Genomic DNA, 15,709 nt, shown 5'->3' on the forward strand with positions numbered 1-15,709 from the left:
GGTCCTCATCTTTGGCTTCGACGGTCGAAACAACAAACGATTGTTGCTATGCAACGCTTTAGCGGAACTCTTCAATGAGCAGAATCTTCAACGCACAGATGCACGCCTGGTTACAGGTCTTTGCCTGCGCCGCCCGACATCTTTCCTTCACCCGCTGCGCGGAAGAGCTGCACGTCACTCCGGGCGCGATCAGTCAGCAGATGCGTCAGCTCGAAGAGCGTCTGGGGTTTGCGCTGTTTCATCGGGTCGGGCGCGGGCTTGAGCTGACGGCTGAGGGTCAGCGTCTGGCGGTGGTCGCCAACGAGGTGCAGAGCCGTATCAGCGAAGAGCTGCGGCTGCTGTATTCCGGGCGTATCGGCGGAGTGTTCAGGCTGCGTTGTATTCCTTCGTTTCTCAGTAAGTGGCTGATGCCGCGTCTGCCACGCTTGCAGGCAGCGTTTCCGGACATCCAGTTGCGAATCATCGCCGAGGATAGCAGCGGCTCGCTACGTGATGATGATTTCGATCTGGCCATCGACCTGAACGACGGCAGTTATCCTGGCCTGTCGACTACGCCTTTGCTGGAAGAAGAGCTGTTCCCGGTCTGTTCGCCGAGCCTGCTGGTTGGTAAGCCGCCGCTGGATACGCCAAGCCAGCTGGCGCATTTTCCACTGCTGCACGACATCACTGCCTGGCGCGGCAGCTATGAATACGCTGAATGGGAGTTTTATCTGACGGCTATCGGCGCAGACGGCATCGACGTGCGTCGCGGCCATACCTTCAACCGCAACCACCTGACCATCGACGCCGCACGCATGGGCATGGGGGTCGCGATTGCCCGCAAGGCGCTGATTACCGATGAACTGGAACAGGGTCTGCTGATCGTACCGTTCGGGCATCCGATCAAGGCCAGGAAGAAATACGTCCTGGCCTATCGCGAAGGCGCGCTAACCACCCCGGCTCGCCGCGCCGTGCATGACTGGCTGGTGAGCGAGGCGGCGAGCCAGTCTGCTGTGAATCAATGAAACAGCTCGGCAATCAACACGGCGCCGATGAAGGTGCCGAAGTTAGCCAGGAACGACACCAGCACGATACGCCAGCCCAGGCGGCGGAAAGCCGGCAGGTCCTTGGCGATCGACAGCCCGGCGAAGGTCAGCATCGGGGTAATGACCGCCAGCAGGTTGATCGAACTGGTCAGTCGGGCGATCTCGGCAGCCCAAGGGCAGGCCGGCGAAGTCAGGAACATCGCCACCAGTGACACCGTACACACCGCAGGAATCTTGCGACCGATGAGGCTGCACAGCGCTTCACCGACGAACGCACAGAAAATCATGATGCCCATGCCGGTAAAGGCATCTGCAGACAAGGTCTTGTAACCCACATAGTTGGCAATCAAGGCCAGCGCACCGGCCGCCAGCCACGCACTGATCTTGCCCGACCAGCCCAGCTCCGGCGCTTCCAGCAATACATCGCTCTGGCGCAGCCCCTCATCGCTCATCGAGGCTTTGGTGGTGCGGCCTATCAGCGGCTCAAGCACCCGGTAGCCCCACACCGCCAGCGGCAAGGAAATGAACAGCGTGAAGTAGGTGCCGATGGTGGTGGTGATCAGGTTGGAAGCAGCGGCCAGCGTCATGACTTCCTTGGCCACTTCCGGCGTCTGCTGCGCTGCAATGGCACCCGCGGCGGCGGCCATCATGCTCCCCGAGCCGATGCCTGAGCCCATTGCCAGTGAATTGGGATGAAAAATTCCCAGACTGGCGATATAGCCCGCGACGATAGCGATGAACAACGCACCGAACAGCGTCCCGGTCAGGTATTCGGCGAGCACCCCGCGACCTTCTGGAGAGTCCATGCCGTAGCGCTCACCGATGATCGCCAGGCTGGGCTCGCGGCCAACCGAGAAGGTTGCGCCAACTGCTTCGCGCTTGATACCGAGCATCAGCGCCACAGGCAGGCCGAGCATCACGGTGCCGACAAAGTGGCCGAACTCTTGAAACACCAAGGCCCATCCTGACGCGAACACCACAGGCAGCGAACCACCCACCACCAGGCCGAGTTTGGCGATGAAGATCAGCAGGGCAGGTTGCAGAATGGAGGCCGCACGCAATTGAGTGCGATGATCGATACCGATGGTGCCTGGCAGGCGCCGACTGGCGATGCCCACGACCGCGCCGATCAGCAGCGCCCAGACCATCGGCAGCAATACCACCTTGCCGGGGCCCAGCGGGATACTGATTGCGCCAATGCTTTCGGCAATGATGAGGATAACGGCAGCCCAGACATACAATTTCACCATAGATGAAACCGCTTGGTCGTCGCCCGCCACTGCAGCGTGTGCGTCTTGCATGATGATCCCCTTGCCTGCTGATGGCCTTTTTCAGGCCTTATCAATCGTTATTCTGTTTTCAGGTCGGCGCCGTGAAGCGCCAGGGCAGCGTTGAAGTCCATGGAGTCATGGAGACCGTTATCCGGCCGAGTATTTTTATAGCGTCCGACGTGAACCGGAGCAGGCTGCTTCGAGCCTTTTATGAGGGATCGTCAGGTGCGTTGTTCGCCGGGATGAGCCTTTGAATACGGCGCTTTGATGTCCACTCGCCACTGCAGTATGCATAGCGCAGGGTTGCACACCAATATTACGGATTTTATTTATCGTTGCTTTAAACAGAACACAGAAAGGACCTGAAAAGGTGACTCAGAGCGTCACGAAATGCGTTCCCACGCGGAGCGTAGGGAACGAGATTGGTTGCGACTATCGTGCGTCCGCTTGAGATCAGGTCAGGCCAGTGTTGTCAGCCCCAGCGCCCTGGCACACGCCTCCAGCGAGCGGCGCTCGGTGTCGGCGTACAGCGCCAGTTCATCAAGCGTCTCGCGTCCCAGTGCCTGTTCGAAATCCTGTCGGTTTGACTGGGTGGCGTAATGCGCCTGAGCGTTGTCGCCAAGGTTGGACTGAAAGATCCCCGCCGCGCTGACCGGCAGGAAGTCTTCGTACACCAGCGGCTCGAAGCGCACATGGCCGGCCTCGATAAGCTGCTTCAGGGTGCCGGACCTGCGTTCCGCGTTGTCCGATTCAGTCGGGAGATAGCGAAAGTAGGCCAAACCCTGCGCACGCATTTCATCGTGACTGTCCGGGAACGCCTTGAAGGTCTTTTCCAGCAGCCCTGCGTAGCGCACGGCATTGGCTTCGTTGGGGAACTCGCCCAGCTCTTCGCGGGCTTCGTTCAACAGCCGGTCATACAGCGCGCGGCCTTTGGGCGTCAGGGCCGCGCCGCGCTGTTCGATTTCGCCAAAGCGTGCCGAATGACTGCCTGACTGATTGCCGCCCTGACCGATGAAGATGATCGGTTCTTCAAGCGCCTTGAAGCTGGTCTGGCGCAGCAGGATGGGACATTGGCGACGCGGCGGACCTTCGACCACGGCCTTGGGCGTGATGCCGTTGCCGGGCATGCCGCTTTGCACCGCATCAATGTCCAGCGTTCGTGGTGTCAGGTGATTGATGTGCGGGCCATGAAACGCCACTACGTCAGCGATCAAGCGGTGCTGGGCGTTGAGCTTTTTATATTCGTCGAGCGAGACAGTGGCGGTGTTGTGCCAGCGAAAGGTTTCCAGCGCCTGCTGAATGAATTCGGTCGCATCGGTTTCACTCAACCCGCCGTCGGTTTCATGCTTCTCGATTAGCGCCAAGGCACCGGGTGTGAAAATCGAGCGCTTGGCCAGCACCTGACTGGCGAATTCGCGCAGTCTGTCGCTCTCGATCAGCTCCAGGCGCAGCAATGAGGTAAACACCCGAAACGGGCTGACCTGTAACGCCTGCTCATGCACGGCGCGGAATGCTGTGGAGTGAACCGGCACGCCAGCGGGCGTCAGGTCGTAGTAACCGACCGGCTGCATGCCCATCACGGCAAAGAGGCGGGCGAGGGTAGCCAGTTCCTGCGCCGTACCGACGCGTATCGCGCCGTGACGCTCCTTGTTGAGGCGCTGAATTTCGCCGGTCTGGCGCAGACTGTTCAGTACTTTGCTGTCGCGGCTCATAACTTGCTCATTGACCTTGCTCACCAGCTCCATGAGCGTGCCGTACAGCGGCACTTCGTGCTGGTACATCTGCGACATGGCACTGGAGAAGTCAGCGCGGATTCTGTCGGGGTCGAAAAAGCGTGCGGTACTCATCAGCGTGTCTCTCCGTACAGGTTCAAGCCAGCGCCGCCAGGCAACGCTCGAAAATATCCAGCCCTTCGTGCAGTACTTGTGACTCGATGGTCAGCGGGATCAGCAATCTAATGATGTGCCGTGACTTGCCGCTGGGCATCAACAACAGACCGGCGTCTCTGGCTGATTCAAGCAGCGCGGCGAGCTGCCGGGTGCCGGGTTTGCCGTCCAGGGTGGTCAACTCGATGCCACGCATGCAGCCGACGCCGGTCAGCCTGCCGAGGCAGGGCGACAGTTTGCTCGCCTGCCAGGCGTTGTAGCGCGCAACAATGGCGCTTTCCTGTTGTTCGCCCCAACTCGACAGATTGGCATCGGTCATCTGCGCCAGCGATGCCAGGCCCGCCGCGCAGCCAATCGGGTTGCCGGAATAGGTACCCCCCAGTCCGCCTTTTGGCAGGTTGTCGATCAGCGCCTTGCGTCCCACCACGGCCCCGAGCGGGATGCCGCCGGCGATGCTTTTGCCGAGCAGGATCAGATCCGGTTCGATGCCCAGCCGGCTGAATGCGAAGCGCTGCCCGGTACGCCCGAAGCCGGACTGGATTTCGTCGGCAATCAACACGATGCCGTGCTCATCGCAGAACGTTCGCAGCGCTTGGGCAAAGTCCGCTTCCATGGCCAGAAAGCCGCCTTCACCCTGCACTGGTTCGAAGATGAAACAGGCTACATCGTTGACATCGATCTCGACGCTGAACAGCCGATCCATTGCCATGAGCGCCTGTTCGGTGGTCACGCCGTTGTCCTTGCTAGGGAAGGGGATGTGGAACACCGGGCCGGGCAGCACGCCGACTTTCTGTTTGTAGGGCGCGACCTTGCCGTTAAGGTTTAGCGTCGACAGCGTGCGGCCGTGAAAGCCGCCGTCAAAGGCGATCACTGCAGTGCGCCCGGTTGTCCCACGCACGATTTTCAGCGCATTCTCTGCCGCTTCTGCACCGCTGTTGGTGAGCATGCCGCTCAGCGGGTAATTCACCGGAACAAATTCCGTGAGTTGTCGCATGAACTGGATATACGGATCGTGAGGCGTGGCGTTGAAACAATAGTGAGTCAACTTTGCGGCCTGATCCTGAATCGCCCGGACTACTTGCGGGTTGCAATGCCCCAGGTTGAGCACACCGATGCCGCCGACGAAGTCGATGTAACGCTTGCCGGTGGTGTCCCAGACTTCGGCATTGCGGCCATGAGACAGCGTCATGTTGTGGACAAAGGAAATGGATTCGCTGATGTGTTCGCTCATCGGCCTGGCCCTGGCGTCGGGTGATCTTGATGGGCGTATCCAAGCAAACATCGGACTGCGCTCGCAAACGAAATAAAATCACCGGGTCATTCCGATAATTCCCGAAGTGAGGGGCTTAATCGTTCCAAGTGGCCAGAAGTTCATTCCTAAAAGGAATCATGTTTTTCAAAAACGTCGTTTGTGGGCTGGCCGTGTCTGGATCAATACTGCGGTTATCCGTGATTTCTAGTCCATGACAGGAGAATCAACATGGTTGCCGAATTATTAGCACGTCTGGGGGTGGCGAACAGTGCCCACACACAAGGGAATTACCCGGTTTACACCCCGATTGATGGTAGCCAGATTGCCTCGGTCACGCTCGAAAACAAGACGCAGGTAGTGGCACGCATCGACAGCGCCCACAGCGCGTTCCTGCAATGGCGCACCGTCCCGGCCCCGCGCCGTGGCGAACTGGTGCGGATTTTTGGTGAAGTGCTGCGCGAGCATAAGGCTGACCTTGGCGAGCTGGTGTCGATCGAGGCGGGCAAGATCACTCAGGAAGGTCTGGGTGAAGTGCAGGAAATGATCGACATCTGCGACTTCGCCGTCGGTCTGTCGCGTCAGTTGTATGGTCTGACCATCGCCTCGGAGCGGCCTGGCCACCACATGCGTGAAACCTGGCACCCATTGGGTGTGGTCGGGGTGATCAGCGCGTTCAACTTTCCGGTTGCGGTCTGGGCCTGGAACACCACGTTGGCGCTGGTCTGCGGCAACCCGGTCATCTGGAAACCGTCGGAAAAGACCCCGCTGACTGCACTGGCCTGCCAGGCGCTGTTCGACAAGGCATTGAAGATATTCGGTGATGCGCCCGCAGCATTGGCGCAGTTGGTGATCGGTGATCGGGATGCCGGCGAAGCGCTGGTCGATGATCCCCACGTGCCATTGATCAGTGCGACCGGCAGCACCCGCATGGGCCGCGAAGTCGGTCCGCGTGTTGCTGCGCGTTTCGGGCGCAGCATTCTGGAACTGGGCGGCAACAACGCCATGATTCTGGCCCCCAGCGCCGACCTCGACCTGGCCGTACGGGGCATTCTGTTTAGCGCCGTGGGCACTGCCGGTCAGCGTTGCACCACGTTGCGTCGTCTAATTGTGCACCGTTCGATCAAGGACGAAGTAGTCGCCCGCGTCAAAGCGGCCTACGCCAAGGTGCGTGTCGGTGATCCACGCCAAGGCAATCTGATCGGTCCGCTGATCGATCAGCAGGCGTTCTTGGCCATGCAGAACGCGCTGACCAAGGCCCGCGACGAGGGCGGAGAGGTGTTCGGCGGCGAGCGCCAGTTGCAGGACAAATACCCGAACGGCTATTACGTCACGCCGGCCATCGCCGAAATGCCCGGCCAGAGCGAAGTCGTACGTCACGAAACTTTCGCACCGATTCTCTACGTGCTGGCCTACGACGATTTCGAAGAGGCGTTGCGCCTGAACAACGAAGTGCCGCAGGGCCTGTCTTCGTGCATTTTTACCACTGACTTGCGTGAGGCCGAGGCTTTCCAGAGTGCAGCGGGCAGCGATTGCGGCATTGCCAACGTCAACATCGGCACCAGCGGTGCAGAAATCGGCGGCGCGTTCGGCGGCGAGAAGGAAACCGGCGGCGGTCGCGAGTCCGGCTCCGATTCATGGCGCGCCTACATGCGGCGGCAGACCAACACGGTCAATTATTCCCGCGAGCTGCCACTGGCTCAGGGCATCGTTTTCGACTGATCGAACCGAGCGCTTTTCCCCGACATTGCTGGAGTTTTTCGATGGTGCAGTTTGCTGAAGGCTGTCTGTGGGAACAATTGACTCCGCAACGTCCGGTCAGCCCGGCCTTGAGCGGGGAGCGGAGCGTCGACGTGTGCATCATCGGCGCAGGTTTCACTGGTTTGTCGGCTGCGTTGCGGCTGCTGGAAGGCGGCAAGTCAGTCTGCGTAGTCGAAGCACATCAGGTCGGTCATGGCGGCTCCGGGCGCAACGTCGGTCTGGTGAATGCCGGAACCTGGGTGGCGCCCGATGCATTGGAAAAGGTGCTGGGCAGTGTCGAGGCCGACCGCCTCAACACTGCATTGGGTGCGGCGCCGGCCCTGGTGTTTGAGACCATCGATAAATACCGCATCGATTGCCAGGACACCCGCACCGGCAACCTCCACATGGCACACAATGCCAAGGGTTTGGCAGATTTGCGAAGCCGTGCAGAACAGTGGCAGCGGCGCGGTGCCAACGTCGAATTGCTGACCGGCAAACCCTGCGAAGATGCCTGCGGCACCGACAAGGTCAGCGGCGCGTTGCTCGACCATCGCGCGGGTACGGTGAACCCGATGGCATATGTGTCAGGCATGGCGCTCAACGTCGTGGCACGGGGTGGCCAACTGTTCGGCGAGTCGCCAGTGACTGGCCTGCAACGCACGGCGGATGGCTGGAAGGTTTGCACCGCAACCGGCAGCGTTCGCGCCGAGAAAGTGATCATTGCCTCCAACGCTTACACCGAGGGTGAGTGGACCGATATCAAGGACCATATCTTTGCCGGCTATTACTATCAGGTCGCCTCGCAGCCCCTCAGCGGTGAGGCGCAAGCGGACATTCTGCGCGGTGGGCAGGGTTCTTGGGATACGCGCACGGTGCTCAGCAACATTCGCCGCGATGCACATGGGCGATTGTTGCTGGGCAGCCTCGGCAATGCGGGCAACTATCCATTGTGGTTCATTCGTCGGTGGGCTGATCGGGTCCAGCAGCATTACTTTCCGCAGTTGGGGCGGGTGGAGTGGGAGAGCACCTGGACCGGCCGCATCGGCTTTACCCCAGACCATTTGCTGCGCCTGTTCGAACCTGCACCGGGCTTGCTGGCCGCGACCGGTTTCAATGGCCGGGGCGTGACCACCGGAACGCTGGTGGGCAAATGCTTTGCCGATTACCTGCTGAGCAACGATGAAGCGGCGCTTCCGGTGAGCTTTTCCGGCACTAGGAAGGTGTCGGCCAATGGTTTGCGTACATTGGCCTACGACGCCGGTTTTACCCTTTACCACGCCGGGCAATGCCTGCGCGTCGTCCTCTGACACGATCGAACGTCAGGCCGTTCGGCTCTTGAGCCTAAGTTCCGCACACAGCCCGCCTTGCGCCGAGTTGCGCAGGTGCAGGCTGCTTTCCAGTTTGCGCACGATCATGTCGACAATCGCCAGCCCCAGGCCTGCGCCATTACTGTGGCCCTGGCTGTAAAAACGTTCGAACAGGCGAGCCTTCTGCCGCTCGTCGATGCCGGGGCCGGAGTCTTCGACGCAAAGATGCGCGCTGCCGTCCTCCTGACGGTTGAGCAGCACACGAACCTCGCTGGCAGGTGGAGCGAAGTTGAGTGCATTGGTCAGCAGGTTTTGCAAAGCGATGGTGATGGCTGCCGGGTCGCTGTGGATCACGCAATCATCACCCGCCTCAAACACCAGATCGACGCGTTTCTCGAGAGCCAGGGGGGTCAACTCGGCCATTTCTTCGCGCACCAGCGTGTTCAGTTCGAAGGTCTGCAACTGGCTGAGCTCGACCCGTGGTTCAAGCCGGGCCATGGTCAGCAACTGGCTGGCGAGGCGGGCGGCACGGTCGACGCCATGCACCAGAAAATCCAGTGCTTCCAAGCGCTGTTCCGGGCTTTGCGCCTGGCGTGCGTTCTGGGCGTGGATGCGCAGTATGGTCAGTGGTGTGCGCAGTTCATGGGCGGCATCGGCAATGAATCTTCGCTCGCGCTCCAGCACGCTGTCGATCTGGGTCAGCAGGCGATTGAGCGCGTGCTGCATGGGCTCCAGCTCTTTGGGCAGCGGCGTCACATCGAGGGGGTCGAGACTTTCGGCGTCGCGTTTGCGAATCACTTTGGCCATGGCCTGCAGCGGGCGCAGGCCCCAGCCGATGGCCAGCCAGATCGCCACCACCAGCAACGGCACGCCGATCAGGGTCGGCCACAAGGTGTGGCTGACAATACGCTGGATCAGGTCCTGACGGACATCGTCGCGCTCTCCGACCCAGATCAGGAAACCCTGCTGCGGATCGGCCAGCAGAAAGCCGCACCACTCGTGGCCGTTCTCGATCAGGTCGTGTGAGCCTTCTTCGGCAGGCGGGGCGCTGAGCAATGGCGCTTCTGCCGAGCGCACCAGCAGCTCGCCCGATGTGCGCCAGATCTGAAACGTCAGTCGGGTTTCATAGGGGTGGGCAACGCCGCTGGTGCCCACCCGGCTCATGGCCTGGTCGAACGCCTGATAAAGCTTGTCCAGATCCTGTTCGCCCGCCGCTCGCTGGCTGAGTACGCCTTGCAGCAGGCGGGCGCTCTGGGCCAGTTGCGCGTCGTAGACTTCTTCTATTTCGTGATGGCTGTCGCGCAAGGCGAGCAGGCTGATCGTCAGGTCGCCGAGCAGCAACAGCAGCAGGACCGGGACCAGAATGCGCGCGCGTACCGAGGTCATGCCTTGAGCTCCAGCAGGTAGCCGACGCCGCGCACGGTGCGGATCAGCTCAGTGGACAGTTTTTTGCGCAGGTTGTGAATCAGCACTTCCAGCGTGTTGCTTTCGACCTTTTCCTGCCAGCCGTAGAGCGTGTCGGACAGGCGCTCGCGGGTTACTACTTTGCCGGGTCGGATCATCAACTGATGCAGCAGTTGATATTCCATCGGCGTCATCGGAACTTCGCAGCCATGAAAGCTGACTTGCTGCGAGGCTGGATCAAGGCTGATGCCTGCATGCTCCAGCAACGGCTGCGCACGGCCCTGACTGCGCCTGAGCAATGCGCGCACCCGGGCTTTCAATTCATCGACGTCGAACGGCTTGATCAGGTAATCGTCGGCACCCGCATCAAGCCCGGCGATGCGATCGGCGGTGCCGTCACGGGCGGTCAGGATCAGTACCGGAAGGGCGAGTTCTTCGGCACGCAACTGCCGCAGCAGGTCGAAGCCGTCCATGCGCGGCAGGCCGAGGTCGAGCAGCAACAAGTCGAAGGGCTCACTGCGCAGGGCATGCAGCGCGCTCAGGCCGTCCTCGAGCCAGTCCAGCGTATAGCCTTCGGTATTGAGGGCCACGCGGATGCCTTGGCCAATCGCACGATCATCCTCGACAAGCAGCAGGCGCATAGGGTTTGACCAATGTGAATAAGGGAGAAGGGCGCCATGATGCCGTCAGCGCGTAGTGCCGCGAAGTGCCCTGTGTCCGGGAAGATGTTACCAGCTGTTGCACATTAAGCTTTTCCTAAGACTTGTTTCGCACAGTAGGTGCTCCTTAACTGCCCGCGAGTATTTTTCATGCACAAGTTCCTGCTGATTCCCCTGTTGTTGGCCAGCCCGCTGGCGCTCGCTGGCCCGCAGTGCACCACTGCCGAAAAATCCCAATGGCAGGATCAGGCCAAATTCCAGGAGCAGCTCAAGGCTGAGGGTTACCAGATCAGCAAGTTCAAGGTGACTGACGGCAACTGCTACGAGATTTACGGCTTCGATAAGGACAAGCGCAAGGTCGAGATCTATCACGACCCGGTCACCGGTAAAGCGGTCAAGACCGAGATCAAGTAATGAGCCGGGTTCCCCTGCGCCTCTGGGACCCGCTGGTCAGGCTGTTTCATGTCTCGATCGCGGGTGTTTTCGTTGCCAACTTCTTCTTCAATGAAGCCGGCGACGACTGGCATGTCTGGCTGGGCTATTACGCAGTGGCATGGCTGACGGTGCGAGTGGTGTGGGGGTTCATCGGGCCGCCCAGTGCCCGCTGGAGCGATTTCTGGCCGACCGCGGAGCGTCTGCGTGCGCATATTCGCTCGCTGACAAAACGCCAGCCGATGCATCGGCTTGGCCATTCTCCGCTGGGTGCGCTGGTCATGGTCTTGATGATGGCGTTGATCTTCGGCATGGGCCTGACCGGTTTCCTGATGCAGGAAGTCGATGCTTTGTGGGGCGCCGACTGGCCCTTGCAGACCCATGAAGTGCTCGCCAACACACTGTGTGCCGTGGTGGTGCTGCACATGGGTGCTGCCATCTTCGAAAGTTTCCAGGTGCGTGACAACCTGCCTTTGTCGATGCTGACAGGCAAACGTCGTCCGTTGCCTGAAGATCGCCATCGCTGACCACTATTCTTGCCCTTCATCACAGTGATGCCTCCTGATGCCTGTTATTTCCCGAAACCTGACTGCATGGAGCGCAGCCCTGATTGTCGTAGCGATCTTTCTCAGCGCATGGCTCAGCCATCCGTTGCACCGGATTTCCGGATTTGCGGTGGCCCCGGCACCTGTGGGTACTGAAAGCCTTGCGCCCAAGGCGTCCTACAGTTCGCGTTTCGCCTCCTCTGACCTGAACGATTTCGTACATTCTTCAGCCGTGACCGCGCTGCCCGGCGGCGACCTGATGTCGGTGTGGTTTGCCGGCTCCCGCGAAGGCGCTGGGGATGTCGAGATTCGTACATCGCGTTTCGATGCGCGTACCGAAGAGTGGGGCGGCGAGCAAGTCCTGGCGACCCGCGAATCCACCCAGTCGGGTACCGGCAAATACATCCGCAAGCTCGGCAACCCGGTGATTGCGCTGGCTCCGGACAACCGTTTGTGGCTGTTCTATGTCTCTGTGTCGGTGGGCGGCTGGGCCGGCAGCTCGGTCAACGCGATGGTCTCCAGCGACATGGGCGCCAACTGGTCGCCGCCGCGTCAACTGGTGACCTCGCCGTTTCTGAACATCAGCACGCTGGTCCGTGGCGCACCGGTGTTTCACGCCGATGGCTCAATCGGTATGCCGGTGTATCACGAGTTTCTCGGCAAGTTCGCCGAATACCTCTACCTGAGCGCAAACGGCGAGGTGATCGACAAGTTTCGCATCAGTCGCGGCAACAACTCTCTGCAGCCGACCGTGGTGCCGCTCGACGGGCAGCGTGGCGTGGCGTTGCTGCGTTACGCCGGGGAAACCTTCCACCGGGTACTTGCCAGCCGCACTGAAGATGGCGGGCAGACCTGGAGCGAGCCGTATCCGCTGACCCCGAGCAACCCCAACTCGTCCCTGGCGGCGGTCGGCGTGCCGGGCAAGGGCTTGCTGGTGGCGCTCAATGACCTGCGCGAAGGCCGCTTCAAACTCAGCCTGTATGGCACTGACGAGCAGATGAACGTCTGGCGACCGCTGATGGACTTCGATAAATCACCTGATCCATTGGGCACGCCGTTCGCGCTGGATGCCTACAAGGAAGTCATCGGCGAGGGCTTTCGAAGCTCCAGCGGCGTACGACGCCAGCCAATGGAAGCAGAATTCCTGAGTAACCTGGATCAGCGTGTCTGTTCGCCGCAAGGCTGTGATTTCGAGTACGAATACCCTTATTTCATCCGCAGTCCGGAGGGCCTTTATCACTTGGTCTACTCGTGGAATAACACCTTCATCAAACATGTCAGCTTCAACGAAGCCTGGCTGGCGGAGCAGCTCTTATGATCGCCCTGGGCTTGGCTCATCTGGCGTTTGCCTGGGGACTGTTTATTCTGTTGGCACCTCTGACCTCATCGCTCTGGCGACGCTGCGGCCTGCTTGCAGTGACCTCGTTGTTGAGCGTTATGCCGGTTGACGGGCTATCGATGGCTGCCTATGCCCGCAGCCTGACCGATGATCTGGCGATCAGCACTCTGGTGCTGCTGGGCTGGCTGGTGCTGCAAAGGCTGGGCGTTTTGAAGCCCGTGGCTGTTTCGCCGCGGCTCATGGCGTTGCTGGTCTTCGCACTGCTGGCCTTGACGCTGTACCCGGCCACGCTGGGCCTGACTTATTTCGATCCCTACCGCTGGGGGTATAACCCGAGGCCGATGATCATCATCGTCGCTTTCATTGCGTTGGGGCTGGTCTGTCTGCGTAACACACTGGCCGTGGCGATGCTGGCCGTCGCCACGCTGGCGTTCACGTTCAGGATAAAACCATCGGAAAACTATTGGGATTACCTGATCGACCCACTTCTCGGGCTTTGCTGTTGCGCAGCTTTGCTGGGTTTGGCTGTCCGTTTTATATATCGTCGAGTAACAGGTCAGCGTCGTTCAGCTGGCGTGTCTGCCGGCAACGTGTAGAGGAACAAGAATGAGTGCTTTGCAATCGCGACGACTGCGCTACTGGCTGAGCGCTGTGCTGTTGGTGTTCCTGGTGTCGGCGCTGCTGAGAATTGTGTTTTTCTTCGGGTTTTCCGGCATCGAGCCGGGCATGCTGTTTTCCCGCAATGAAGTGCTGCAGACGCTGGGTATCGGCTTGCGCTTCGACTTGCGTCTGACGCTGATTGTTTTGCTGCCGGTCGCTATGTTGCTCTGGTTGCCGCGCTGGAACCTGATCAGCGTGCCGACCCTGCGCTGGCTTTCAAGGGGTTACCTGATTCTCGCGCTGGCGGTTCTGACGCTGATCTACATCGTCGACTTTGGTCATTACGCCTACCTCGGGGTCAGGCTGAATGCCAGCGTGGTGCGCTATCTGGAAGACGCGCAGATATCCCGTGACATGCTCTGGCAAACGTACCCTGTGCTGTGGATTACTGCCGGCTGGCTGTTGACCGTCGCCGTATTGGGCTGGGCACTGCTGCGCCTTGAACGTCTGACCCTGGATCGTGACGCCAGGCCGATCAAGCGCGCGTCAGTGGTGTCGGTATCTGCCTTGGTGGCCTGTGCGACGTTTCTCGGTTTGCTGGGCCGTGTCGACAATCTCAATCTGGAAAACCCGGTGCCGTTGCGCTGGAGTGATGCGTTTTTCTCTGGCAACAGTCAGCTGGCGGCCGTCGGGCTCAATCCGGTGCTGTTCTTGTACGACACGCTCAAGGTTGCGCAGTCACACTTCGATGAGGCTCAGGTGCGCAAGCATTATCCGTTGATCGCGCATTACCTCGGCGTGCAGCAGCCCGATGCGCGAACGTTGAGCTTCAAGCGTCCTCAGGCCGGCCAGCCTTACCAATTGGCGGGAGAACGGCCGCCAAACGTAATGTTTGTGATGCTCGAGTCACTGGGCACCAGTGCGGTCGGCGCATACGGTAACCCGCTCAATCCGACCCCGAACCTCGATCACCTGGCCAGGCAGAGCTGGTTCTTCAAGCATTTTTACGTGCCGGTCACGGGCACTGCGAAAACCGTCTGGGCGAGTATCACCGGCGTGCCCGACGTGACTCGTCAGGAAACAGCGACGCGTCATCCGCTGCTGACGCGCCAACACACCATCATCAATGACTTCAAGGGCTACGAGAAGCTGTACATGATTGGCGGCAATTCGGGCTGGGCCAACATGAACGCGCTGATCCGCCGCAGCATCGATGATGTGCGCCTGTACGACGAACGAGACTGGAAGTCGCCGCAGGTGGACGTATGGGGTATTTCCGACCTTGACCTGTTCAAGGAAAGCGACCAAATCCTGCGTGCGTTGCCGGCAGACAAACCGTTTTTTGCCTACGTGCAGACCGCGGGTAATCACCGACCTTTCACCATTCCTGAAAACAATGATGGTTTTCAGGTCAGCGACAAGACCCTGGAGCAAGTGCAGGCGTCAGGGTCGCGCAGTGTCGAACAGTACAACGCCGTGCGCTTGCTGGACTTCAATATCGGCCGGCTGATGGAAATAGCCAAGGCGGGCGGCTATTACGAGAACACCATTTTCGTGCTGTTCGGCGACCACAACACGCGTATCAGCCAGATCCCGCACATGGCTCCTGCGTTCGAGCAACTGGGGCTTGAAAGTAATAACGTCCCTTTGCTGATTCATGCCCCAGGCCTGCTCGGCACGCGAGTGATCGACGAAGCCGTCGGCCTGGCGGACTTGCTGCCAACGCTGGCGGGCATGACCGGTATGGCGTTCACCAGCGGTACGATGGGGCGTGACATTCAGCAGCCTGCCCCTGAGGGCGAACGTGTCGTGCCGCTGGTTCTGCGCGAAGGCACGTTTCCACTGATCGGTGGTGTGACGCGCAACTTCCTGTTGCAAATGGAGCACGACGGCAGTTCGCCAACCCTTCACGATTTGTCCTCGCCTACGCCGCTGGACAATGTGGCCGGGCAGCATCCACAGGAGTTTCAGCGGTTGCATGACCTCACCCGTGGCCTGCATGAAACCTCACGAATGATGCTCTACCAGAATGTACGCTGAGCCAAAAAACGATGCACTGGTCAGCCACAGGTCACGCCGGACTGGGCCAGTGCTTGCGCGATAGCACTCTTGTGCTGGATGATGTTAAAACGCCGCATGATGGAATCAGTGGCCATTGAATTACAGAGAACGTCCTGTTGAGGTTTATCGCCATTATTGACGGCGGATTACCGGACGATTGAAACAGCCGGTCTTCAGCGTCGGCTGTT

General features: G+C 60.1%; 13 protein-coding genes. 8 read left to right on the plus strand and 5 right to left on the minus strand.

Features of this window, described 5'->3' with window-relative positions:
* Nucleotides 1-74: 74 nt before the first annotated feature.
* Nucleotides 75-1,004, plus strand: a complete 930-nt coding sequence (locus POR16_RS07690; RefSeq protein WP_005889977.1) for a LysR substrate-binding domain-containing protein — start codon at nucleotides 75-77, stop codon at nucleotides 1,002-1,004.
* Here POR16_RS07690 and POR16_RS07695 read toward each other — a convergent pair.
* From POR16_RS07695 to POR16_RS07705, 3 genes are all read right to left on the minus strand, one after another.
* Nucleotides 998-2,326, minus strand: a complete 1,329-nt coding sequence (locus POR16_RS07695; protein WP_005889978.1) for a DUF3100 domain-containing protein — start codon at nucleotides 2,324-2,326, stop codon at nucleotides 998-1,000. The genes POR16_RS07690 and POR16_RS07695 overlap by 7 nt on opposite strands.
* A 428-nt stretch (nucleotides 2,327-2,754) precedes the next feature.
* Nucleotides 2,755-4,143, minus strand: a complete 1,389-nt coding sequence (hglS, locus tag POR16_RS07700; protein WP_122381113.1) for a 2-oxoadipate dioxygenase/decarboxylase HglS — start codon at nucleotides 4,141-4,143, stop codon at nucleotides 2,755-2,757.
* 22 nt (nucleotides 4,144-4,165) lie between these two features.
* The gene (locus tag POR16_RS07705; RefSeq protein WP_005889989.1) at nucleotides 4,166-5,413 is read right to left on the minus strand and encodes a 2-aminoadipate transaminase; all 1,248 of its coding nucleotides are present in this window, start codon (nucleotides 5,411-5,413) and stop codon (nucleotides 4,166-4,168) included.
* Between the two features lie 249 nt (nucleotides 5,414-5,662).
* Here POR16_RS07705 and amaB point away from each other — a divergent pair, with 249 nt between their 5' ends.
* Together amaB and amaA are read left to right on the plus strand one after the other, a co-directional pair.
* Nucleotides 5,663-7,153: an L-piperidine-6-carboxylate dehydrogenase gene (gene amaB / locus POR16_RS07710; RefSeq protein WP_005889991.1), complete on the plus strand. Its 1,491-nt coding sequence runs from the start codon at nucleotides 5,663-5,665 to the stop codon at nucleotides 7,151-7,153.
* A 41-nt stretch (nucleotides 7,154-7,194) separates the two neighbouring features.
* Entirely contained in the window at nucleotides 7,195-8,481 is a 1,287-nt protein-coding gene (gene amaA, locus POR16_RS07715; RefSeq protein WP_005889993.1) for an L-pipecolate oxidase, read from the plus strand.
* Between the two features lie 12 nt (nucleotides 8,482-8,493).
* On the opposite strand, the gene POR16_RS07720 is transcribed toward amaA, so the two are convergent.
* Together POR16_RS07720 and POR16_RS07725 are read right to left on the minus strand one after the other, a co-directional pair.
* Nucleotides 8,494-9,867, minus strand: coding sequence for a sensor histidine kinase (locus POR16_RS07720; RefSeq protein ID WP_005889995.1), 1,374 nt, complete (start codon nucleotides 9,865-9,867; stop codon nucleotides 8,494-8,496).
* Nucleotides 9,864-10,526, minus strand: a complete 663-nt coding sequence (locus POR16_RS07725; RefSeq protein WP_005889997.1) for a response regulator — start codon at nucleotides 10,524-10,526, stop codon at nucleotides 9,864-9,866. The genes POR16_RS07720 and POR16_RS07725 overlap by 4 nt, the downstream gene beginning before the upstream one ends.
* A 168-nt stretch (nucleotides 10,527-10,694) precedes the next feature.
* Between POR16_RS07725 and POR16_RS07730 the strand changes: the two genes are divergently transcribed.
* The 5 genes from POR16_RS07730 to POR16_RS07750 are packed head-to-tail and all read left to right on the plus strand — an operon-like array spanning nucleotide 10,695 to nucleotide 15,500.
* Nucleotides 10,695-10,958 (plus strand): PepSY domain-containing protein, encoded by a 264-nt coding sequence (locus POR16_RS07730; protein ID WP_005890000.1) that lies wholly within the window; start codon nucleotides 10,695-10,697, stop codon nucleotides 10,956-10,958.
* On the plus strand, nucleotides 10,958-11,503 hold the full coding sequence (locus tag POR16_RS07735; protein ID WP_024689797.1) for a cytochrome b/b6 domain-containing protein: 546 nt from the start codon (nucleotides 10,958-10,960) through the stop codon (nucleotides 11,501-11,503). The genes POR16_RS07730 and POR16_RS07735 overlap by 1 nt, the downstream gene beginning before the upstream one ends.
* A 37-nt stretch (nucleotides 11,504-11,540) precedes the next feature.
* Entirely contained in the window at nucleotides 11,541-12,839 is a 1,299-nt protein-coding gene (locus tag POR16_RS07740) for a sialidase family protein (protein WP_024689798.1), read from the plus strand.
* Nucleotides 12,836-13,456, plus strand: coding sequence for a hypothetical protein (locus POR16_RS07745; protein ID WP_005890005.1), 621 nt, complete (start codon nucleotides 12,836-12,838; stop codon nucleotides 13,454-13,456). Before POR16_RS07740 ends, POR16_RS07745 begins: the two co-directional genes overlap by 4 nt.
* A 10-nt stretch (nucleotides 13,457-13,466) precedes the next feature.
* The gene (locus POR16_RS07750; RefSeq protein WP_005890007.1) at nucleotides 13,467-15,500 is read left to right on the plus strand and encodes an LTA synthase family protein; all 2,034 of its coding nucleotides are present in this window, start codon (nucleotides 13,467-13,469) and stop codon (nucleotides 15,498-15,500) included.
* Nucleotides 15,501-15,709 lie beyond the last annotated feature (209 nt).

The organism is Pseudomonas coronafaciens pv. oryzae str. 1_6 (assembly GCF_000156995.2).
Taxonomy (GTDB): domain Bacteria; phylum Pseudomonadota; class Gammaproteobacteria; order Pseudomonadales; family Pseudomonadaceae; genus Aquipseudomonas; species Aquipseudomonas tremae.